A 22195-nucleotide genomic window follows, 5' to 3' on the forward strand; every position below is an offset into this window, starting at 1 on the left:
ATTATATGAAGCCGATTTTTAGCAGGGGACCTTCCCTGCAGTTGCGTCTATTCCTGGCGGTTATCGTGGCGATTGCCATTATCATTGCCGACAGCCGTGTGGGTTCTTTCACCCAAATACGCAACTATCTGGATACGTCGGTCAGTCCGTTTTACTTCCTGGCCAATGGGCCACGTCAGTTGCTGGATGGCGTGTCAGAGTCGCTGGCGTCGCGTCAGCAACTCGAGCAGGAAAACAAAGCGTTACGTCGTGAGCTCTTCCTGAAAAACAGTAACCTGCTAATGCTGGGGCAATATAAGCAGGAAAACGCACGCCTGCGTGAACTGCTGGGTTCACCGCTGCGTCAGGATGAGCAAAAGATGGTGACACAGGTCATTTCTACCGGCACCGATCCTTACACCGACCAGGTGGTAATCGACAAAGGCAGCGTCAACGGCGTCTATGAAGGCCAGCCGGTCATCAGTGATAAAGGGGTAGTCGGTCAGGTCATTGCTGTCGGACAACTCACCAGCCGTGTTCTGCTAATCTGTGATGCGTCACATGCCCTGCCGATTCAGGTGCTGCGTAATGATATTCGTGTCATTGCCGCAGGTAACGGTTGTACTGAAGATCTTCAGCTTGAGCATCTGCCGGGTAATACGGACATTCGGGTCGGCGATGTACTGGTGACTTCAGGTATTGGTGGCCGATTCCCTGAAGGCTATCCGGTGGGTGTGGTTTCCTCGGTAAAAGTGGATACCCAACGCGCCTATACGGTGATTCAGGCGCATCCGACCGCGGGTCTGCAGCGTCTGCGTTACCTGCTGCTGCTGTGGGGCGCCGATCGCAATGGTGATATGCCGCTGCCGCAGGATGAAGTTCATCGCGTTGCGAACGAGCGTCTGATGCAGATGATGCCGCAGGTCTTACCGCCTGCGGGAGAAATGGGCCCGCCTGCGCCTGCCGTACAGATGGGACCGCCTGCACCGTCAGCTACCAGCAGCAGTGGACAAAGCAACTCCTCGCGTTCACGCGGGGGGCAGCCTTGAGTCGATATCGCAGCCAGGGACGTTGGGTCATCTGGCTCTCCTTCCTGGTTGCGCTTGTCCTGCAGATCATGCCCTGGCCGGATGAAATTTATATGTTCCGGCCCTCATGGCTGCTGTTGATCCTTATCTATTGGGTACTCGCACTGCCGCATCGGGTCAATGTCGGTAGCGGATTTGTGCTGGGTGCCATCATGGATCTGATTGCGGGTTCCACACTCGGCGTGCGTGCGCTGGCGCTCAGTATCATCGCCTACCTGATTGCCTTTAAGTTCCAGTTATTCCGCAACTTAGCGTTGTGGCAGCAAGCGTTAATGGTTATGGTGCTGTCGCTGGCGATGGATGTGATTGTCTTCTGGGCTGAATTCCTGGTAATCAACGTTTCATTCCGACCTGAAATTTTCTGGAGCAGTGTCGTCGACGGTATTCTCTGGCCCTGGCTATTCTTATTGATGAGAAAAATTCGTCGTCAGTTCGCTGTTCAATAAGGAAATTTATGGTAACCCTCTATCTTGCTTCCGGTTCACCGCGTCGTCGTGAGCTGTTAACTCAACTTGGTCTGACATTCGAGCGCATCGTGACTGACGTTAAAGAGCAGCGTCAGCCGAACGAAGCGGCGGAGATCTATGTCCGCCGTCTGGCCAATGATAAAGCGCAGGCGGGTGTCAAACTGGCCGCGCAGGATCTGCCGGTGCTGGGCGCGGATACGATTGTGGTGCTGAATGGCGAAGTGCTGGAAAAGCCGCGCGATGCCGCTAATGCCCGCGCGATGCTGTGCAAACTCTCTGGTCATACGCATCAGGTGATGACGGCGGTAGCGCTGGCCGACAGTCAGCAGGCGCTGGATTGCGTCGTAATCACTGATGTGACATTCCGCACCTTAACCGCCACCGACATCGACGACTATATCGCGACCGGCGAGCCAATGGATAAAGCGGGTGCATACGGTATTCAGGGCAGGGGAGGAAACTTTGTCCGCAAAATTAATGGAAGCTACCATGCAGTGGTCGGATTACCCTTGGTTGAGACAGGGGAGTTGATCAGCCATTTCGAGTCACTGCGTGCCGTAAGGGGTCAACATGACGGCTGAATTACTGGTAAACGTCACGCCTTCTGAAACACGTGTTGCCTATATTGACGGCGGCATACTGCAGGAAATTCACATTGAGCGTGAGGCGCGGCGCGGCATCGTTGGCAATATTTATAAAGGCCGTGTAAGCCGTGTTCTGCCCGGCATGCAGGCCGCCTTTGTTGATATCGGTCTGGAGAAAGCGGCCTTTCTGCATGCCTCAGATATCATGCCGCATACTGAATGTGTGGCGGGCGACGAAAAGAAAAACTTTATCGTGCGGGATATCGCCGAGCTGGTGCGGCAGGGACAGGATCTGGTGGTTCAGGTCGTCAAAGACCCGCTTGGCACCAAAGGTGCCCGGCTGACCACTGACATCACGCTGCCTTCGCGTTACCTGGTCTTTATGCCAGGCGCATCGCATGTGGGTGTCTCTCAGCGTATTGAGAGCGAGAAAGAGCGCGATCGGCTTAAAGCGGTCGTGGCTGACTACTGCGACGATCTGGGCGGCTTTATTATCCGTACCGCCGCAGAAGGCATCGGGGAAGAGGAGCTGGCGCAGGACGCGGCTTTTCTCAAACGACTCTGGACCAAAGTCAGCGAGCGTAAAAAGCGCAATCAGACCCGCTGCCTGCTCTACGGTGAGCTGGCTCTGGCCCAGCGCATTCTGCGTGATTTTGCGGGCGCGGCGCTGGATCGCATCCGGGTCGACTCCCGCCTGACCTGCGATATGCTGGTGGAATTTACCGGTGAATATATCCCGGAAATGGCCGGTAAGCTGGAGCTCTACAACGGTAAACAGCCTATTTTCGACCTGTTTGACGTCGAAAATGAGATTCAGCGCTCGCTGGATCGAAAAGTTGAACTAAAGTCAGGCGGATATCTGATCATCGATCAGACCGAAGCGATGACCACCATCGATATCAACACCGGTGCGTTTGTCGGCCATCGTAACCTTGATGAGACGATCTTTAATACCAATGTTGAAGCCACTCAGGCGATCGCACGTCAGCTGCGACTGCGTAATCTTGGTGGCATCATCATTATCGACTTCATCGATATGAGCAACGAAGACCATCGCCGCCGGGTATTGCATTCGCTGGAAAGCGCGCTCAGTAAAGATCGGGTTAAAACCGGTATTAATGGTTTCTCGGCGCTGGGTCTGGTGGAGATGACGCGTAAGCGTACCCGTGAAAGCATTGAGCACGTTTTGTGTCAGGACTGCCCGGTCTGCAAAGGGCGCGGCACGCTGAAAACCGTTGAAACGGTCTGCTATGAAATCATGCGTGAGATTGTCCGGGTTCATCACGCTTATGATTCTGACCGCTTTCTGGTCTATGTTTCACCGACGGTGGGTGAGGCGTTAAAAACTGACGAGTCTCATGCACTGGCTGAAGTCGAAATCTTTGTCGGCAAGCAGGTTAAAGTTCATGTCGAAGCGCTCTACACTCAGGAGCAGTTCGACGTAGTGATGATGTAACGCCAGCCCGGTCACCGGTTTCTTCGGATATCGGGCTGAAAAATCGCCCTTGTTTGAGATAAAATGCGCGTTTTAACGCTTTTATCGGGAGACGGTCGGGTATGAGAACCAACTATCCGTCGTTTACGGAACACAAGGAGAGGCGTGAGTGAGGCAGTTGCCGAGGATTTTGTTACTGCTGGTCGCGGCAATCATCGTGATTGTCGCGCTGCTGGTCAGCGGATTGCGTCTGGTGATGCCGCATCTCGACAGCTATCGCAGCAACCTTCTGCAATACATCTCCGACAGCAGCGGCGTGCCGGTCAACGCCAGCCAGTTACAGGGTAAATGGGAGAATTTTGGCCCAACCCTGCAGGTTCGCGATCTTAGCGTCGATCTGCATGAGAACGGCAAACTCACTATCAAACGTATCAATCTGGCTCTCGACGTCTGGCAGTCCCTGCTGCACTGGCGGTGGCAGTTTCGCGATCTGACCTTCTGGCAGTTGCACCTCGATACTAATCGCCCGCTGCTGGATAACGACAAAGAGAAAAACAGCTTCCGTCCGGCGCAGATAAACGAACTCTTCCTGCGTCAGTTTGACCATTTTGACCTGCGTGACAGCACCATCCGTTTCCGCACCCCTTCCGGTCAGCATGCTGAGCTGGCGATCCCGCGACTCACCTGGGTCAATGAAGATAACCGCCACCGGGCCGAAGGCGAAGTCAGCCTGTCGAGCTTCACCGGCCAGCACGGCGTGGTCCAGGTGCGGCTTGATCTTAACGACAGCAACGGTTTACTCAATGATGGCCGCATCTGGATGCAGGCCGACGACGTCGATATGCGCCCGTGGCTGGGCCGTTGGGTGCGTGACAATACACGACTGGATAGCGCCCGATTTAGCCTGGCGGCCTGGGTTAACCTGCGCGATGGCGACATCTACGCCGGTGATCTGCTGCTGCGCAAGGGCGGAGCCAGCTGGCAGGGCGAGACCGGACGACACCGCATTGAGGTCGATGGGCTGACCGCGCATCTGTCACGTTTCCAGAATGGCTGGGTGGTCAATGTGCCACAAACCCGGCTCAGCACCGACGGCCACGCCTGGCCCGCCGGTCACTTCTCTCTGTTATGGCGTCCTGAAGATAAGCAGATGCTGGGACCGGATGGTCAGCCGGAAGTGCGCGTTCGCGCCACACAGCTGGTGCTGAGTCATATTGCGCCGATCGTTCCGCTGTTTGCGCCGCTCTCTCCGGCACTGTTTGAAAACTGGCAGACGCTGCAGCCACAGGGCACCATCGATGGCCTGGCGCTGGATATTCCGTTACAGCAGCCTGAAAAAACCCGCGTACAGGTGAAGTGGCGTGATTTCAGCTGGCAGCACTGGAAACTGTTGCCGGGCATCAGCCATTTAAGCGGTGAAGCGCGCGGCAGCCTGAGCAATGGTCAGGTCAGTGTGGATATGGGGGCGGCGACCGTTCCCTATGGCGACATGTTCCAGGCTCCGTTAGAGATTAAGCGGGTGACCGGTGCGCTGCGCTGGCTGAATGATGATCATGGCCTCACGCTGGCGGGCGAAAATCTTGACCTGGAGGCACGCTCGCTCTGGGCGCGCGGCGACTTCAGCTACCAGCAGAATAGCGGCGGTGAGCCTCGTCTGGATATTCTGGCTGGTATCCGGCTTACCGATGCGGGCGATGCCTGGCGTTACTTCCCGGTGCCGCTGTTGGGTAACAGCCTGACGCACTATCTGAGTGGGGCAGTGAAGGGTGGCAAGGTGGACAACGCCACACTGCTGTTTGCCGGTAATCCGGCGCTGTTCCCGTTCAAGCATAATGATGGCATGTTCCAGGTCTGGGTGCCGCTTCGCCAGGCAACCTATGCGTTTCAGCCCAAATGGCCAGCGTTAAGCAATCTCGATATCGACCTTAACTTCCTGAATGACGGCCTCTGGATGAAAGCGCCGGTGGCGAAACTGGGCGAGGTGGACGCGCGCAACGTCACTGCGGTCATCCCCGACTACCTGAAAGAAAAACTGATCATTGAGGGTGATATCAGTGGTGAAGGCCAGCAGATCGCGGACTATTTCGGGCAGACTCCGCTGAAACCTTCACTGGGTGCCGCGCTGGAACAGCTGGAAATCAAAGGCCGCGTCGGCGGCCACCTGAATCTGGATATCCCGCTGGATGGTGAGCAGGTTCATGCCCGTGGCAATGTGGACCTGAACAATAATTCGCTGTTTATCAAACCGTTAAAAACCACCATTAACAATCTCTCCGGGCGCTTCCGTTACGACAACGGCAATCTGGCCAGTGAGGATCTGCGTGCGAACTGGTTTGGTCAGCCGATGGGCGTGCGTTTCAGCACCAAAGAGAATCCGGACGATTTTGGCGTGAACGTCAAACTTCAGGGCGACTGGCAGCCTGCTAAAATCAGCCGGCTTCCTGCAGCCGTCAGCAAGCAGCTGGGCGGAAATCTGCCGTGGCAGGGCGACGTCAATATTACGCTGCCCCATCATGGCGGCGCGCGTTATGACGTGACGCTGAACGGTAATGCAAAAGAAGTAAGTAGTCACTTACCTGCACCGCTCGATAAGAAAGCCGGTGAGGCGATGCCAGTCGCAATCAAGGCCAGTGGCGACCTGCACCATTTCGATCTCAGTGGCAGCGTCGATGCAAACCATCGCTTTAACAGCCGCTGGTTGCTGGAGCCGACGCTGCGCGTCGATCGTGGCATCTGGCTGAATGATGCGCAGAAAACACCTGCTCTGCCCGATCATCCCGGCATGGTACTGAACCTGCCCGCGCTGGATGGCGAGGCCTGGGTGGCGATGATGGCCGCAGGGGGAGCATCCGGGGGCAGCGAGTCAGGCGGCGGCCTCAAAACGGGTGGCGTCACGCTGCCCGGCAATATCACGCTTCGTAGCCCGGCCGTCACCCTGGCCGGGCAGCAATGGCATGAGGTTGAAGCGACACTGGCTCAGAGTGCGGGCGGCAAGGGTCAGGTCGGCGTCAGGGCTAAAGAGCTGCATGGTGCGCTGGCAATGGCACCGAAAGCACCGTGGCAGGTGAACCTGGATTACCTTTACTACAATCCGCAGTGGGATAACGGTGAAGGCAAAGGCGGCAAAGCGCCACCTCAAAAAGCCACGAATATTAACTTCAGCCAGTGGCCCGCGTTACAGTTGCGCTGTAAAGAGTGCTGGGTGCTGGGTCAGAAATATGGTCAGGTCTCCGCGATGCTGCAACCCCGCGGAGATACGTTAGCGCTTACTAACGGAAAAGTGGATACTGGCAGTTCACAACTGAAAATCAACGGGGAATGGGTTAACCGCCCGGACGACCAGCGCACTTCGCTGAAGGGCACGCTGAAAGGCCCGAATATTAATAACGCGACCAACTGGTTTGGGGTCAACACGCCGCTGCGCGATGCGCCATTTGATATTGCGTATGACCTGCACTGGCGCTCTGCCCCCTGGCAGCCCTCGGCAGAGACGCTGAGCGGCACCCTGAAGACCCACTTTGGCAAAGGCCAGATCGCCGATGTGAATACCGGTGCCGCCGGGAAAATTCTGCGGCTGGTGAGCTTTGATGCGCTACTGCGCAAGCTGCGCTTCGACTTCAGCGACACCTTCACCAATTCTTTCTACTTCGACTCGATTAACGGCACCGCCTGGATCGAAAACGGCATGATGCGCACCGATAATCTGCTGGTGGATGGCCTGGAAGCGGACATTGCGATGCAGGGTAATCTCGACCTGGTGAAGCGTCAGATCGACATGGAAGCGGTGGTTGCGCCGGAAATATCCGCCTCGGTCGGTGTGGCGACAGCTTTTGCCATCAATCCGGTAATTGGCGCGGCGGTGTTTGCCGCCAGTAAAGTTCTGGGACCCCTGTGGAACAAGATATCGCTGCTGCGTTATCACATCAGTGGCCCGCTGGATAAACCGGAAATCAATGAAGTGCTGCGTAAACCGCGTGAAACTGACAACAAGTGAATTTGACGCCGTACCGGAATTACCGCAGGCTATGATTATCTGAGCACATAATGAGTGAGAAACGATGACTCTGAACCTGGTAAGTGAGCAGTTACTGACTGCTAACGGCATTAATCAGCAGGACCTATTTTCCCTGTTAGGGCAGCTTTCAGAACGTCGTCTGGATTATGCCGATCTCTATTTTCAGTCCAGCTTTCACGAATCCTGGGTGCTGGAAGACAAAATCATTAAAGATGGCTCCTACCATATCGATCAGGGTGTGGGTGTGCGCGCGGTCAGCGGGGAGAAAACCGGCTTCGCCTATGCAGACCAGATCACGCTGAATGCACTGCGTCTCTCCTCTGAAGCCGCACGCAGCATCGTACGCGAACAGGGAAATGGCAAGGCACACACGCTTTCTGCCGTGATGAACCGTTCGCTCTATCAGGCTATCGATCCGCTGAGCAGCCTGACACGTGAAGACAAAATTGCCCTGCTGCATCGCGTTGATAAAGTGGCTCGTGCGGCTGATCCGCGCGTGCAGGAAGTCAATGCCAGCCTGACCGGCGTTTACGAGCAGGTATTGGTAGCCGCGACTGACGGCACGCTGGCGGCAGATGTCCGTCCGCTGGTTCGCCTCTCTATTAGTGTCCAGGTGGAAGATCAGGGCAAACGTGAACGCGGCGCAAGCGGCGGCGGTGCGCGTACCGGTTATGCGTTTTTCCTGGCAGATGAAGATGGCGAAGTCCGCGCTGACGCCTGGGCGCGTGAAGCAGTGCGTATGGCGCTGGTGAATCTCTCCGCCGTGGCCGCACCTGCTGGTGCGTTGCCAGTGGTACTGGGTGCGGGTTGGCCGGGCGTGCTGCTGCATGAAGCGGTCGGTCACGGTCTGGAAGGCGACTTCAATCGCCGTGGCACCTCGGTGTTCAGCGGTAAAATTGGTCAGCAGGTTGCGTCTGACCTCTGTACCGTGGTGGATGACGGCACCCTTGAAGGGCTGCGCGGTTCACTGGCAGTAGATGATGAGGGCGTTCCCGGTCAGTACAACATGCTGATTGAGAATGGTGTACTGAAAGGCTACATGCAGGACAAGCTGAATGCGCGACTGATGGGGGTTAGCCCTACCGGTAACGGACGTCGTGAATCCTACGCGCATCTGCCGATGCCGCGCATGACCAACACCTATATGCTGGCTGGCAAGTCATCGCCGCAGGATATTATTGAAAGCGTTGAGTATGGCCTCTATGCGCCCAACTTTGGTGGCGGTCAGGTGGATATCACCTCCGGCAAATTTGTCTTCTCAACCTCAGAGGCTTATCTGATTGAGAACGGCAAAATCACCAAACCGGTTAAAGGCGCAACGCTGATTGGTTCCGGCATCGAAGCGATGCAGCAGATCTCGATGGTGGGTAATGACCTGGCGCTGGATAAAGGCGTCGGCGTCTGTGGTAAAGAGGGACAGAGCCTGCCGGTCGGTGTCGGTCAGCCGACCCTGAAGCTGAATAAACTGACCATCGGCGGCACCGCCTGATGTGACCCCAACAACCCGCCGCCTGGCGGGTTGTCAGAATGCTGACAAATCCATAGCCGGATGAACCTGGCAGCAATGCAATAGCTGAAAGCGCAGGGAACACGGGCAGAGGAGGAAAGCGTCCCGCGCCACGGATGGCGCGGGCCGAGCGTGTCAGGGATGACGGATTTTGCGTCTTTCCGATCTGACCGTGTTCCCTTCGCTGGCTGGGTCTTACAGCTGGTCGGGACAGATGTTGTCAACAATCTATTGTTAGCTTTTACGATGCTGCTGATACTGTTCAGCCACCTGTTCAAAATAGCCGGTCAGATAATCGATACAGACCTGCACCTTAAGCGGTAACTTATCCTTCTCGGTATAGAGCGCGTAGACCGGGCGCGGATCGGACTGATACTGCGGAAACAGAATATCGATCTCGCCTGCGGTGATCTCATCAATCACCCACATCATCGGCACATAGGCGATGCCATTGCCCGACTTCAGCCAGCGAATCAGCGTCAGGGAATCATTGGTCACAAAACGCCCCTGCGGTGCCAGGCGTGTCACTAATCCTTCCGGCGCAATCAGTTCGAAATTGTTATCGGGCCGTACGCTATATTCCAGCCAGGAAAAATTATCGATATCACCCGGCTTCTCCGGCGTACCATGCTGCGCCAGATAGCTTTTTGCGGCGCACACCACCATCGGCATCGCACCCAGGCGACGCGAAAATAAGCTGGAATCTTTTAACGCTCCCACCCGAATCACCAGATCCAGACCATCCGCGATCAGATCCGGGGCCGGAACGCCGGTGACCAGATTCACACTCAGCCCCGGATATTCCCGCAGCATATCGCTGGTCATGCCAGCTAACACGTTCTGCGCCATGGTAGAGGAGCTGCCAATTCGCAGTACGCCAATGGGCGTATTGTTAAAAGCGTAAAGCTGTTCATGCACCTGCGTCGCTTCGGCCAGCATACGGCGACAGCCCTGATAATAGATTTTGCCCGCTTCGGTCAGCCCGATACTGCGGGTACTGCGATTCAGCAGTTTCACCTGCAATGCATCTTCCAGTTTCGCGACGATCTGGCTGATTGATGAGACGCTCAGATGAAGCTGACGCGCCGCAGCGGTAAACGAACCCAGTTCGACCACTTTAGCGAAGACAGACATGCCTTTCAGTCGTTCCATTATTTACTCTGACTTAAAAGTGATTTAGATCACATTCTGTAGAAAACTTATAGTCAGGCGCGTTATTATAAGCGCGCCGGGGTATTTCCCGGTGATTCTTCATTGCCTGATACCCTTCGATGATACGCTATTATTAAGCCAGCTGCGGTTCGGATAACGCTTCCAGAGGGTTTTCCTGCGACATCTGAAGAGGCATGAGTATCCCGGCAAGGTCGAACTAAGGATTTGTGATGAGTGTGCTTCCGGTATTTGTCATGTTTGGGCTCTCTTTTCCGCCCATTTTCATCGAACTTATTATTTCACTGATGCTGTTCTGGTTAGTGAAACGCGTGCTTACGCCGAGCGGTATCTACGATCTTGTCTGGCATCCGGCACTTTTTAATACAGCGCTTTACTGCTGTGTGTTTTACCTTGTCTCCCGTTTATTAGTCTGAGGTTTAAGTGAAAGCACTCATAAGAAAAATCGCGCGCTACGCGATTACTATCCTGCTGGTCATCATCGCAGTGGTCATTATTTTCCGTGCCTGGGTCTTCTATACCGAATCGCCCTGGACCCGTGATGCGCGTTTCGCCGCTGACGTGGTGGCGATCTCCCCTGACGTCACCGGCCTGATTACCGAGGTTCCGGTGCACGACAACCAGCTGGTGAAGAAGGGCGATACGCTGTTTGTGGTTGACCGGCCGCGCTATCAAAAAGCGCTCGATCAGGCGCAGGCGGATGTTGAATATTACCAGGCACTGGTCAGTGAGAAACGTCGCGAAGCCGGGCGCCGTAACCAGCTGGGCACCTCCGCCATGTCGCGCGAGGCTATCGAACAATCCAATAACGATTTGCAAACCAGCGAACATCAGCTGGCGAAATCGGTGGCGACACGCGATCTGGCGAAGATTGACCTTGAGCGCACCACGGTGAAAGCGCCATCCGATGGCTGGGTCACTAACCTGAATGTCTACCAGGGTGAGTTTATTACCCGTGGTTCGGTTGCCGTGGCGCTGGTTCAGCAGCACTCTTTCTATGTGCTGGCTTACCTGGAAGAGACCAAACTGCACGGCGTGGAGAAGGGCTTCCGCGCGGAAGTCACCCCACTTGGCAGCAACATCGTGTTGCGCGGCACCGTAGACAGTGTGGCGGCTGGCGTCACCAACAGCAGCAGCTCGGTCGACAGCAAAGGCATGGCAACGGTGGACTCCAATCTGGAGTGGGTGCGTCTGGCGCAACGTGTGCCGGTGCGCATCCGGCTTGATCAGCAGCCCGGCAATCGCTTCCCGGCGGGCACGACAGCGACAGTGGTGATCACCGGTCAGGCCGATCGTCAGCCTGAACAGGTTTCACCGATGGTCCGACTGTTTAATCGCCTGCGTGAGTTTGGTTAAGAGGGCGATATGATCGAGTTCCTGCGGTTCCCGGTAAAGCTCACCTTTGCGCTGGTGTTAGCGCTGATGGTGGGTTTTCACTTTAACCTTGAAACGCCGCGCTGGGCGGTGATGACCGCCGGTATCGTGGCCGGCGGCACCGCGTTTGCAGCAGGGGGGGACCCCTATTCCGGGGCGCTGCGCTATCGCGGCGTTTTGCGTATTATCGGGACATTTATTGGCTGTATCGCCGCGCTGACCATCATGATCGCCACCGTGCGTGCACCGGTCGTGATGCTGCTGCTGTGCTGCATCTGGGCAGGACTCTGCGTCTGGCTCTCTTCGCTGATCAAGGTAGAAAACTCTTACGCGCTCGGACTGGCGGGCTACACCGCGCTGATTATTGTGGTGACGGCTAATGCCAGCGGCGGTCTGACGCTGGTGCCACAATATGCGGTAGAGCGCTGCAGTGAAATCGTACTCGGCATTCTGTGTGCCATTCTGGCCGACATGATTTTCTCACCCCGTTCGATTAAAAAAGTGATCGACGCTGAGGTCGATTCGCTGCTGGTGGCACACTATAACCTGCTGCAACTCTGCGTCGCTCACGGTGATAAAGAAGAGGTCGATAAAGCCTGGAGCGCGCTGGTAAGGCGCACCACGGCATTGAACAGTATGCGCAGCCAGCTGATGATGGAGTCCTCACGCTGGAAGAACAGCAATCGCCGTTTGCAGATGCTCAATACGCTGTCACTGACGCTGATTACACAGGCAGCCGAAACCTTTCTGATCCAGAATTCCCGTCCTGATTACATTCCGCCCCAGTATCGTCTGATGGTTGAAAAACCAGCCTCGACCGTTGAAGAGGTGCATAAGCGGATGAAAGTGATGCGGCGGGTGATTGGTGCCAGCGGCAAATCAACGCCGGTCACGCTGGCCAGCTGGGTAGGCACTGCTACCGAATATCTGCTGCTGCTGAAAGGGATCAAAAGTAATAGCCGGATCACCTCGCTGGAAGAGGAGATTCTGCAGCGCGAAGTGGTGATCCAGGCGCGTTCCGCTGAAACGCATCATGCGATGATCAATGGTATCCGTACCTTTGTGGCGACCGCGCTGGGTTCGCTGTTCTGGCTCTATACCGGCTGGACCTCTGGCAGTGGCTGCATGGTCATGCTGGCTGTCATCACCGCGCTGGCGATGCGCATGCCCAACCCGCTGATGATGGCAAAGGACTTTCTCTACGGCATGACGGTCGCGGTTCCGCTGGGCGCGCTCTACTTTATGTATGTACTCCCGGCGACGCAGCAGAGCGCACTGCTGCTCTGCATCGCAATCGGCCTGCTCGGTTTTATCGGTGGTATCTTCATTCAGCGGCGTCAGCTCGGCACGCTGGGGGCGTTGATTGGCACCCTTAACGTTCTGGTGCTGGATAATCCGATGGAATTCCACATTAACGTCTTTCTCGATAACGTTCTGGGCCAGGTCATCGGCTGCTTCGTGGCGATGATGGTGATCCTGCTGATTCGTGATAAATCAAAAGCGCGCACCGGCCGCAAGTTGCTGAACCGCTTTATGTATGCGGCTGTCTCTGCCATGACGACCAATCAGGCGCGCCGGCGTGAAAACCATCTGCCAGCGCTCTATCAGCAACTGTTTCTGCTGCTGAATCTGTTTCCGGGCGATATCAACAAATATCGCATCGCCCTGACGCTGATCATCGGTCATCAGCGGTTACGCGACGCAGAAGTGCCGGTGAATGCCGATCTCTCTGCTTATCACCGGCAGTTGCGTTACACCGCTGACCGGGTGATCTCCGCCAGCAGCGATGACAAGCGGCGTTACTACTTTGAACGTCTGCTGAAAGAGCTGGATGTCTATCAGGAAAAACTGGCCCATTACGAGGCTCCCGCCAGCGTAACGGAACCGGTAAAACGACTGGCTATGATGCTGGATAAGTATCAGAACACGCTCATCCAAATCTGAATCTGGCCGCTGTGACCTGCAGCGGCCTGCGCAATCCCCACCCATCACAAAATCTGTCGCTTTTGCCAACTATACTCTCCAGACGGAAGAGCAAAACTGACAGGAGCGAATCAATGAAATCACTGCAAGAGAGCGAACTGTTCCGGACCGGCTATTTAGCGGACGGTCAGTGGCATCAGGCGCCTTCTACCTTTGACGTGACCAATCCGGCGACCGGTGAGGTGATTGCACAGGTGGCAAAAGCGGGTAAAGCTGAAACGGAACAGGCTATCGCCGCAGCGGAGCGCGCATTTCCCGCCTGGCGGGCGCAGACTGCAAAAGCGCGCGCTGAAATTCTCACTCGCTGGTACCAGCTGATCATTGAGAACAAGCGCTGGCTGGGACAGCTGATGACGACCGAACAGGGCAAGCCCCTGAAAGAGGCGGAAGGGGAAGTAGAATACGCCGCCAGTTTTATTCAGTGGTTCGCCGAGCAGGCGAAACGGACCAATGGTGAGATTATTCCGCCAGCTAAACCCGGCTCCCGTATTCTGGCAACCCGCGAACCGATTGGCGTTGTGGCTGCCATTACGCCGTGGAACTTCCCGATGGCGATGCTGACCCGCAAACTGGGGCCAGCTCTGGCTGCCGGCTGCACCGGCATTATCAAACCTGCCAATAACACGCCACTCTCTGCCTTTGCCCTGCTGGCGCTGGCGAAGGAGGCAGGCGTGCCTGATGGTGTACTGAATGCAGTAGCCGGTGATACCCATGCCATCAGCGATGCCATCATGGCCAGCAAAGCGGTGCGTAAAATCTCGTTCACCGGCTCCACCCAGGTGGGCAAGCTGCTGATGCGCAATGCTGCCGAAACCATGAAAAAAGTGTCGATGGAGCTGGGGGGTAATGCCCCTTATATCGTGTTTGACGATGCCGACATTGATGCCGCCGTACAGGGCGCCATTGCCAACAAATTCCGTAATGCGGGCCAGGTGTGCGTCAGCGTAAACCGCTTCTACATTCACAATGCTATCTATGATCGTTTTACTCAGCAGCTGGCTACCGAAGTGAACAAGCTGAAGGTGGGCAACGGCATGGAAGAGGGCGTGATTGTCGGGCCATTAATTGAGGCATCGGCGGTGGAAAAGGTTGAGCAGCACGTCAATGATGCGGTAGCAAAAGGTGGCAAATTACTGGCGGGTGGCGAGCGACATGCGCTGGGTGGCAACTTCTGGCAGCCCACTGTGATTACTGAGGCGCACGAAGGGATGCAGCTCGCGCAGGAGGAGACCTTTGGTCCGGTGGCTGCCTGTTTCCGCTTTGATGATGAAGATGAGGTCATCCGTCGTGCTAACGATACACCGTTCGGCCTTGCCGCATACTTTTACACCCAGAATCTGCAGCGGGTGTTCCGTGTTTCAGCCGCGCTGGAAAGCGGCATGATCGGCATTAATGAATGTGCCGTATCAACCGAGCTGGCGCCGTTTGGTGGTGTGAAAGAGTCGGGGCTGGGCCGCGAAGGTTCGGTACTCGGCATGGAAGAGTATCTGGAGGTCAAAGCGCTGCACCTGGGCGGTTTGAGCTAGCGGACAGTAACGGGCGACGCAGGTCGCCCGCAGACGGAGCATGGGAGCCGTCAGCATGAAAATCGAGCGTTTTGATTTTAATGAAATTGTCGATCAGGCCCATTTCTTCCGCCAGTTCAGCGAGCGATTTGCGCTGGAGGAGCGCCGCATCTGCGATCTGGATGGATTATGGGATGTGGTGACAGGCGATCTGTTACCGCTGCCGCTGGAGATTGAGTTTGTTAATCTGGGCAGGGGACAGCGACGGCGTTATGGCGCGCTGATTCTGTTATTTGATGAAGCGGAAGAGGAGCTGGAAGGTCAGCTTCACTTTAACGTCAGATAAAACGTCAGATAAAAAAAGGCCCCGGCGAGCGGGGCCAAAGGGTTCGTCATACATCTGACGAGGAATTATTTATAAAGCTGTGCGGTGATGTGATAGTTATCGCCGGTGCGCGCCTCAATAACTTTATAGGCGCTGGCACCCTGTTCATCCGCTTTCTGAGAAAGCTCAGCGCGGTAATCCATTGGCGATCCCGCGGTTCCACTGATGGTCACGGTGCCCGCAGGCTGCAGGTTCTGCGTCTGATCGCCGGTGACCAGCTGTGCGGCTGATGCGCCGAACGCCATAACGGAAAGCAGACTGACTGTAGCGATGGTTGTTTTGATATTCATGATTATCTCCTCAATACATTCAACAACCTGCGGTTACTCGTAAAGGCGGGTCGTCGATATCTTCTGACGCCCTTCAGGCGTCATCACGGTTAATTATTTATAAAGCTCAGCGGTGACATGCCAGGTGTTATCCTGGTTGTTTTCGATGATGCGATAGTGGCTTGCGCCCTGGGCATCCGCTTTCTCTGACAGCACCTGACGGATATGCGTCTGGTCGCCATTTCGTCCACCAATGCTGATGGTCTGATTCATTGGCTGCAGACCCTGTGCCTGTTCATTGGACACCAGGCTGGCGGCGTTAGCACCCACTGAGAACAGGGATGCCAGACTCAGTGCAGCGATAGCTAATTTCATTTTCATGGTCAACTCTCCTGAAATTTCTGCTTCAGCTCTCCGGAGCGCAAAAGGGCGCGTCAGACAGAGAGCAGATGGCATTATCGGTTACGCCTTAGTTATACAGTGCGGCGGTAGCGTGATAGTTGCCGTTGTTGTATGCCTCAATCACGCGATAGGCTTTTGCGCCCTGCTGATCGGCTTTGTCGCTGAGTTTCTGTTTGATATCCATCGGTGAACCCGCCACGCCGCTGACACTGATGGTGCCGACAGCCTGCAGATTCTGTGCCTGTGACGCATCAATAGATTCTGCTGCCACAGCACCAAATGAGAGGGCGGAGAGAATGCTCAGGGTAGCAATAGTAGTTTTTACGTTCATAGATTTTTCCTCGTCGTCTATTTTTATCTTTTTATTTAGTGTGATTTGCATCACGAAAAGAAGTATAGAACTAATAACGTCAGAAATTAATACCCCGCTAATAATGTTTTTTTGTGATTCTTTATCCTTATGGCTACTTTTAATAACTTAACGTTATAAAAAAAGGGCAAAAAGTAACCTTTAAGCCACTTTTAATTGCAAAAACAGTGAGATAGATCACTTTAACTTTTAGTGCGAAAGTCGGGGGTGTATCGGGCTGGAGTTTGATCTGGATCCGGGCAATGGTGCCGGTTCAGTGATGTAAAGCAGTGTAAAATAGCGCATAAAGTGAAGCAGAGTTATCGATCTGACCAACAGCCGGGCGTGTAAAAGCAGGCTTATTACTTATCCAGAGCGGGTAACTGTCGTGGAACGGGGTGAGCAGAGAGAACGAACTGACGATCTGGCGCATGATGGCCGGTCGTCAGTCCGCGATCAGAGTTCCTGTTCAAACAGGGTGAGGATGGCACCGTGCAGCTGCTTAACGGTGAAGTCACGCGCGCGGGTAATAAAGATTGTGTCATCACCCGCGATGGTACCCAGAATCCCGTGCGACTTACCCAGTGAATCCAGCATACGTGCAATCAGCTGTGCTGCGCCGGGACTGGTATGAATCACCACCAGGGCATCGTTGTAGTCGATATCCAGTACCAGGTTTTTTAACGGGCTGGTGGTGGTCGGCACACCCAGCTCAGCGGGCAGGCAATAGACCATCTCCATCCTGGCATTCCGGGTGCGCACTGCGCCAAACTTGGTCAGCATTCGCGAGACTTTGGACTGATTGATATTTTCAAAGCCCTCGTCCTGAAGCGCCTGAACAATTTCGCCCTGGGAACTGAATTTTTCTTCTTTTAATAAGGCTTTGAAAGCCTTAACCAGATCGTCTTGTTTCGATGGGTTTCGCATAGGTTACCAATAAATAGAGAGAATAACCGCGCATCCGCCCGCGGCAGAGTGGTGATTATGCATTTATATGCATTTTTATGCAATCGTTCGATTGATGAGCAGCGTCCGGGCGGCTAGCGGGCGGCGATAATAGCAAATAAATCCGCTCAGACCAAAACACGCGTCACAGCCCCGGAAGGCGAAGGTTGCAAAGTTGTTATATTATTGGTGGTGTAGTAACAGAAAACGCACGTAGCCGTTCTCTGTCTGACGACGGCAAAGTTGTCGGTCATTCAGGTGCAATGATAAGTAACTTTTGAATCCGGAGATTAAGTGTGAAAACACGTAGAATTAACAACGGATATTTATCATCGCCTGAGCAGTTGATTAAGGTCTGACACAGATAGAATTTCGGCCCATCTCTGCCCCACCTTAATAAGGAGTTAAGAATGAAAGTTGCCGTTCTCGGTGCCGCTGGCGGCATAGGCCAGGCGCTCGCACTTCTGCTCAAAACCCAGCTTCCCGCAGGTTCAGAACTCTCGCTGTATGACATCGCGCCGGTTACGCCGGGTGTTGCCGTTGATCTCAGCCATATTCCTACCGCAGTGGCTATTCAGGGATTCAGTGGAGAAGACGCCACGCCTGCCTTACAGGGTGCCGATGTGGTACTGATTTCCGCGGGTGTCGCACGTAAGCCCGGTATGGATCGCGCCGACCTGTTTAACGTTAACGCAGGTATCGTCCGTAATCTGATCGAACAGGTTGCCACAACGGCACCTAAAGCGTTGATTGGTGTCATCACCAATCCGGTCAATACCACCGTGGCCATTGCGGCAGAAGTGCTGAAAAAGCACGGTGTTTACGACAAAAATCGGCTGTTCGGCGTGACCACGCTGGATATCATTCGCGCCAATACTTTTGTGGCTGCATTGAAAGGCAAGCAGCCTGACCAGGTGGAAGTCCCGGTCATTGGTGGCCACTCTGGCGTAACCATTCTGCCGCTGCTGTCGCAGGTTAAAGGCGTCAGCTTCAGCGATCAGGAAGTGGCTGATCTGACCAAACGCATCCAGAACGCCGGCACCGAAGTGGTGGAAGCCAAAGCGGGTGGCGGCTCGGCCACGCTGTCGATGGGCCAGGCAGCCGCACGTTTCGGTTTGTCACTGGTACGCGCGCTGAAGGGTGAAGCTAATGTGGTGGAGTGTGCTTACGTAGAAGGCGAGGGTGAACATGCGCGCTTCTTCTCCCAGCCGCTGCTGCTGGGTAAAAACGGTGTGGCTGAACGCAGGCCGATTGGTACCCTCAGCGCTTACGAACAGCAGGCGCTGTCAGGCATGCTGGATACGCTGAAGAAAGATATCGCCCAGGGCGAAGAGTTCGTTAAGCAGTAACTGACGGCTCAGACTTGCAATAACGCCCGGCTTTGCCGGGCGTTTTGCATTACAGTCCGCCAGACTTATAGGCGCGGGCAGCGGGTGTGCCGTTGCTGGCAGGCAGCTTCTTACCCAGGGTTTCCATACGCATCTGGAACGGCGGGAACGGCATCTCAATACCGTGCTGATCAAATCCGCTCAGAATCAACTGATGCAGTTCGTGACGCAGCGGCATACGGTGTCCCATCTCAGCAGCATGCACACGAAGTTCAAATAACTGAATGCCCTGCTGCAGATCGACCAGGAAGGCTTCCGGTTGCGGCGTGTCCAGGACATAGCTGCAGCGTTCAGCCGCCTGGATCAGAATGGTGGTCACCTGTTCACTGCTGACTTTCGCCGGAGCCGGAATGGTGAGCACCACGCGCGTCACGGAATCGGACAGCGACCAGTTAATAAACTGCTCAGTGATAAAGGCCTTGTTCGGCACGATGATCTCTTTGCGGTCCCAGTCGGTAATGGTGGTCGCGCGGGTATTAATTCGCGTGATACTGCCGGTCAGGTCGCGGATCGTCACGGTATCGCCGATACGAATCGGCTTTTCGAACAGGATAATCAGACCTGAGATAAAGTTGGCAAAAATCTCCTGCAAACCAAACCCCAGTCCCACACCCAGCGCGGCAACCAGCCACTGCAGCTTCGACCACTCAATACCAATCATTGAGAAACCAATCAGCCCGCCAATCAACAGCAGCAGATATTTGGTCAGTGTGGTGATGGCGTAACCCGTACCTGGCGTCAGATTAAGATGCTGCAACAGCGCCAGCTCAAGCAGCGCGGGCATATTGCGCACCAGCTGGGTGGTGATAATAAACACCAGAATGGCGATCAGCACTGACCCCAGGGTGATGGGCTGAATCGACTCTACGCCCTGTACTGAGGTACTGACGTCCCACAGCTGAATATTCTCCAGGAAGCCAAAGGCCGAATGGATTTCTGACCACAGCACAATCACGGAGACCAGGGCGATAAGCATCAGGATAGAGCGTACCAGCCGCAGCGACTGCGCACTGATCGCATCCAGGTCAATTACCGGCTCTTCAATTTCAATCGCATCAGTGTTCAGAGAGCCTTGCTCCTTCTCTTCTTCACTGCGCGCACGGTTAGCCAGCATATCGGCACGACGCTGACGGGCGCGATCAAAGCCAAGACGGCGACGCTGAATCAGCATCCAGCGCCGGATAATGTGATAGATAACCAGCAGCAGGAACCAGATGGCGACAGAGGTCTCCAGTCGCGCCAGCAGCGCCTGCGCGGTAGCCAGATAACCCACAGCGGAGGCGAGGGCAGCCATCAGCGGCATAGCGATCATCAGGTTCCACAGCATCCGATTCACCATGTTCTCGCCATTTCCCTCTTTATCGAGATAGAGCGGAATCCCGGAACGCTTCAGGCTCACGGTGACAATGCTGATTGCCCCGCAGATCAGGATGAAACAGAGACGGCCCAGCGATGAGGAGAACTGCCGATCTTCCAGATTACCAAAGGCGATCAGCAACATAATCAGCGGCACAATTAATCCGATGCTCAGCGAGTAGTAGCGCATGGCGCGCGCCACCCGATTTTGCGGCCAGCGGAAATGCACAATGAACAGGCCGTTAGGACGGGCAAAGGCAGCGCTGATCATAAACGCCCACAGCAGCGGCAGCGTGGCGGTAATGCCATCACCAATCGCTACGGCGATAGGGTAGGGCCAGGCGTTCTGCAGGCCATAACCCAGCGCACCCCATAACACCGGCAGCGGCAGCGCCACCAGGATCGACCAGAACAGGGTACGGATAGTCAGGCGGAAACGATCCTGAGTGACCTTGCCGACTTTGCTGGCGGAACGGTCAAGGAAAGCATTGAAGTGGCGACGCGAACTGATGCTGAAGCCGACCAGCAGCAACGCACCAATAATCGGCAGCACTGAGTTGCGGCTGGTAAACATCATCGCCATCGCTTTGCCGAGCTGACCCAGCGTATCCAGCGACAGCAGACGGGAAAGATCTTTGGCCAGATCCAGCGGATAACTCAAACCAATCGGGTTAACGTCGGCGGTCCAGAACAGATAGCGGTGCGTCGCCTCTTTGACTTCCGTCAGCGCATCCTGCAACTGCGTGTTGCCAACCTTGAGCTTAGTGATCTCCAGAATCAGCGTGTCACAGCCGGAGATCAGCGAATTGAGCAGTTCCCTCTGAGTGCGTAGCTGCGCATCAAGAATACGCTTCTGGTCTGCGGTGAAGGGCTGACCATCGGCCTGCCGTCCCTTGCGCAGCGCCTCCTGGCGCTCCAGCAGATCTTCATAATTGAGACGCTGCACGCGAAGCTGTGCCATCTCATTATCAATCTGCTGCGACTTGGGCATCTCCGGCAGACGCGCGACCTGCGCCCGTAGCGCTTCGCCCAGCAGATTAGAGGCACCCAGCCACTGCGACTGTTCACGCAGGGTAGAGAGCGCCTGACGGACCTGAATAATCTGGTTAGTGGCCAGTCGCTGCTGCGACGCCACCAGATCCATGCGCTGCGCCTGCTGATTCAGGGCAACCGAGAGTTCGCGGTTAACCCGAAACTGATCGCTGATCTCTGGCGGAAGATCGCCACTGTTTTCTGCCAGTTGCTCGGTGCGGGCCAGCGCGACTTCGGCTTCACGTTGCCGCTGATCGTTGAGCTGGTTGCGCAGCGCCTGAAGATAGTTATCGAGCTGAGTCGCTTTGCGCTGGTGGGCTTCAGCCCGCATCCGCGCCAGTTCCTGACGGTTGTTGGCAGAGAGCTGTGCCAGCTCAAGTTCATCGACCAGCGCTTTATTCGCGGCGCTTTCCGCCTGGCGAGCCGCCAGCTGCAGCTGCCCCTGTGGCGAACTGCTGCTGACGCTCTGCAAACGGCGTTCACTCTCCGTCATCGCCCGGCGTGCTTCCGTCTGCTGCTGCGGCAGTTGCGACAGCGAATCACTGATTTCACGCGCCCGATCCTGCTCCTGCCGTGCCTGACGCCCCTCTTCCAGCAGCTGGCTGCTGACCTGCAGGATCTCCTGATCCAGCTCGGCGCTGCTCATGTTGTTGCGCACGGTTTTCCCGCTGTCACTCAGCGCGGCGATCTGCTGACGCAGTTCGCGCGCCAGACGCGGAAAATCATCAATAACCTGCTGATATTGCGCCGCGCGCTCCAGCGATTCATCGCGTTCAGAGAGAAAGTTTAAGGCGGCTTCAATCGTCTGGATCTGTTCAGCCTGCGAGGGTGAACTTTTGGCCGATTTTATCTCTTCCAGCTGCTGTTTAAGCTGGCTGGCGTCAGGAAGGCTGGCCGCGAAGGCCGGGCTGCTGAGCCACAGGCTCAGCAGCAGGAGGAGAATCGAACGCACAGAGGACACT

The 22195-nt window shown here is 55.5% G+C and carries 18 protein-coding genes; 12 read left to right on the forward strand and 6 right to left on the reverse strand.

What is annotated here, in order from left to right; all coding sequences use genetic code 11:
- Positions 1–5 precede the first annotated feature (5 nt).
- From mreC to tldD, 6 genes are all read left to right on the forward strand, one after another.
- Positions 6–1028 (forward strand): rod shape-determining protein MreC, encoded by a 1023-nt coding sequence (mreC, locus tag ACX8ZY_RS02400; RefSeq protein WP_010256043.1) that lies wholly within the window; start codon positions 6–8, stop codon positions 1026–1028.
- Positions 1025–1513 carry a rod shape-determining protein MreD gene (gene mreD, locus ACX8ZY_RS02405; protein WP_010256045.1) on the forward strand — a complete coding sequence of 163 codons (489 nt, stop codon included), beginning with the start codon at positions 1025–1027 and terminating at the stop codon, positions 1511–1513. The genes mreC and mreD overlap by 4 nt, the downstream gene beginning before the upstream one ends.
- Before the next feature lie 8 nt (positions 1514–1521).
- Positions 1522–2115, forward strand: coding sequence for a Maf family protein (locus tag ACX8ZY_RS02410; protein WP_421665197.1), 594 nt, complete (start codon positions 1522–1524; stop codon positions 2113–2115).
- Positions 2105–3574: a ribonuclease G gene (rng, locus tag ACX8ZY_RS02415; RefSeq protein WP_003855268.1), complete on the forward strand. Its 1470-nt coding sequence runs from the start codon at positions 2105–2107 to the stop codon at positions 3572–3574. The genes ACX8ZY_RS02410 and rng overlap by 11 nt, the downstream gene beginning before the upstream one ends.
- Positions 3575–3722: 148 nt before the next feature.
- Positions 3723–7547: an AsmA2 domain-containing protein YhdP gene (yhdP, locus tag ACX8ZY_RS02420; protein WP_459260607.1), complete on the forward strand. Its 3825-nt coding sequence runs from the start codon at positions 3723–3725 to the stop codon at positions 7545–7547.
- Positions 7548–7611: 64 nt separating this feature from the next.
- Positions 7612–9057, forward strand: a complete 1446-nt coding sequence (gene tldD, locus ACX8ZY_RS02425) for a metalloprotease TldD (RefSeq protein ID WP_060681163.1) — start codon at positions 7612–7614, stop codon at positions 9055–9057.
- 252 nt (positions 9058–9309) lie between these two features.
- Here tldD and aaeR read toward each other — a convergent pair whose 3' ends face one another.
- On the reverse strand, positions 9310–10227 hold the full coding sequence (aaeR, locus tag ACX8ZY_RS02430) for an HTH-type transcriptional activator AaeR (protein WP_010256055.1): 918 nt from the start codon (positions 10225–10227) through the stop codon (positions 9310–9312).
- 230 nt (positions 10228–10457) lie between these two features.
- Between aaeR and aaeX the strand changes: the two genes are divergently transcribed.
- The 5 genes from aaeX (at position 10458) to ACX8ZY_RS02455 (ending at position 15453) form a co-directional block, all read left to right on the forward strand.
- Entirely contained in the window at positions 10458–10661 is a 204-nt protein-coding gene (gene aaeX / locus ACX8ZY_RS02435; protein WP_010256058.1) for a p-hydroxybenzoic acid efflux pump operon protein AaeX, read from the forward strand.
- A gap of 7 nt (positions 10662–10668) precedes the next feature.
- The gene (gene aaeA / locus ACX8ZY_RS02440; RefSeq protein ID WP_010256061.1) at positions 10669–11601 is read left to right on the forward strand and encodes a p-hydroxybenzoic acid efflux pump subunit AaeA; all 933 of its coding nucleotides are present in this window, start codon (positions 10669–10671) and stop codon (positions 11599–11601) included.
- Positions 11602–11610: 9 nt separating this feature from the next.
- Positions 11611–13563 (forward strand): p-hydroxybenzoic acid efflux pump subunit AaeB, encoded by a 1953-nt coding sequence (aaeB, locus tag ACX8ZY_RS02445; protein ID WP_010256064.1) that lies wholly within the window; start codon positions 11611–11613, stop codon positions 13561–13563.
- Positions 13564–13676: 113 nt separating this feature from the next.
- A complete protein-coding gene (locus ACX8ZY_RS02450) occupies positions 13677–15128 on the forward strand; it encodes an NAD-dependent succinate-semialdehyde dehydrogenase (protein WP_421665198.1) in 1452 nt (483 codons plus the stop codon).
- Between the two features lie 55 nt (positions 15129–15183).
- Complete coding sequence (locus ACX8ZY_RS02455; protein WP_010256069.1) at positions 15184–15453, forward strand: barstar family protein; 270 nt, start codon at positions 15184–15186, stop codon at positions 15451–15453.
- A 65-nt stretch (positions 15454–15518) separates the two neighbouring features.
- Here ACX8ZY_RS02455 and yhcN (ACX8ZY_RS02460) read toward each other — a convergent pair whose 3' ends face one another.
- The 4 genes from yhcN (ACX8ZY_RS02460) to argR form a co-directional block, all read right to left on the reverse strand.
- On the reverse strand, positions 15519–15782 hold the full coding sequence (yhcN, locus tag ACX8ZY_RS02460; protein WP_010256072.1) for a peroxide/acid stress response protein YhcN: 264 nt from the start codon (positions 15780–15782) through the stop codon (positions 15519–15521).
- Between the two features lie 93 nt (positions 15783–15875).
- Complete coding sequence (locus tag ACX8ZY_RS02465) at positions 15876–16142, reverse strand: YdgH/BhsA/McbA-like domain containing protein (protein WP_010256074.1); 267 nt, start codon at positions 16140–16142, stop codon at positions 15876–15878.
- Between the two features lie 88 nt (positions 16143–16230).
- Positions 16231–16494: a peroxide/acid stress response protein YhcN gene (yhcN, locus tag ACX8ZY_RS02470; RefSeq protein WP_022623941.1), complete on the reverse strand. Its 264-nt coding sequence runs from the start codon at positions 16492–16494 to the stop codon at positions 16231–16233.
- 474 nt (positions 16495–16968) lie between these two features.
- Positions 16969–17439, reverse strand: a complete 471-nt coding sequence (gene argR / locus ACX8ZY_RS02475; protein WP_010256080.1) for a transcriptional regulator ArgR — start codon at positions 17437–17439, stop codon at positions 16969–16971.
- A 428-nt stretch (positions 17440–17867) separates the two neighbouring features.
- On the opposite strand from argR, the gene mdh reads away from it, so the two are divergent.
- Positions 17868–18806, forward strand: a complete 939-nt coding sequence (gene mdh / locus ACX8ZY_RS02480; RefSeq protein ID WP_010699812.1) for a malate dehydrogenase — start codon at positions 17868–17870, stop codon at positions 18804–18806.
- A gap of 49 nt (positions 18807–18855) precedes the next feature.
- Here mdh and mscM read toward each other — a convergent pair whose 3' ends face one another.
- Entirely contained in the window at positions 18856–22185 is a 3330-nt protein-coding gene (gene mscM / locus ACX8ZY_RS02485; protein WP_010256086.1) for a miniconductance mechanosensitive channel MscM, read from the reverse strand.
- Positions 22186–22195 lie beyond the last annotated feature (10 nt).

Source organism: Pantoea sp. XAF26B01_ASV70, assembly GCF_054512635.1.

Bases quoted from the DNA above. Each gene is read 5' to 3' on its own strand.
- ACX8ZY_RS02455 (WP_010256069.1), top strand. From the start codon at position 15,184: ATGAAAATCGAGCGTTTTGATTTTAATGAAATTGTCGATCAGGCCCAT.
- aaeR (WP_010256055.1), bottom strand. From the start codon at position 10,227: ATGGAACGACTGAAAGGCATGTCTGTCTTCGCTAAAGTGGTCGAACTG.
- yhcN (WP_010256072.1), bottom strand. From the start codon at position 15,782: ATGAATATCAAAACAACCATCGCTACAGTCAGTCTGCTTTCCGTTATG.
- tldD (WP_060681163.1), top strand. From the start codon at position 7,612: ATGACTCTGAACCTGGTAAGTGAGCAGTTACTGACTGCTAACGGCATT.
- ACX8ZY_RS02465 (WP_010256074.1), bottom strand. From the start codon at position 16,142: ATGAAAATGAAATTAGCTATCGCTGCACTGAGTCTGGCATCCCTGTTC.
- mreC (WP_010256043.1), top strand. From the start codon at position 6: ATGAAGCCGATTTTTAGCAGGGGACCTTCCCTGCAGTTGCGTCTATTC.
- ACX8ZY_RS02410 (WP_421665197.1), top strand. From the start codon at position 1,522: ATGGTAACCCTCTATCTTGCTTCCGGTTCACCGCGTCGTCGTGAGCTG.
- mdh (WP_010699812.1), top strand. From the start codon at position 17,868: ATGAAAGTTGCCGTTCTCGGTGCCGCTGGCGGCATAGGCCAGGCGCTC.
- argR (WP_010256080.1), bottom strand. From the start codon at position 17,439: ATGCGAAACCCATCGAAACAAGACGATCTGGTTAAGGCTTTCAAAGCC.
- yhcN (WP_022623941.1), bottom strand. From the start codon at position 16,494: ATGAACGTAAAAACTACTATTGCTACCCTGAGCATTCTCTCCGCCCTC.
- aaeX (WP_010256058.1), top strand. From the start codon at position 10,458: ATGAGTGTGCTTCCGGTATTTGTCATGTTTGGGCTCTCTTTTCCGCCC.
- aaeB (WP_010256064.1), top strand. From the start codon at position 11,611: ATGATCGAGTTCCTGCGGTTCCCGGTAAAGCTCACCTTTGCGCTGGTG.
- rng (WP_003855268.1), top strand. From the start codon at position 2,105: ATGACGGCTGAATTACTGGTAAACGTCACGCCTTCTGAAACACGTGTT.
- ACX8ZY_RS02450 (WP_421665198.1), top strand. From the start codon at position 13,677: ATGAAATCACTGCAAGAGAGCGAACTGTTCCGGACCGGCTATTTAGCG.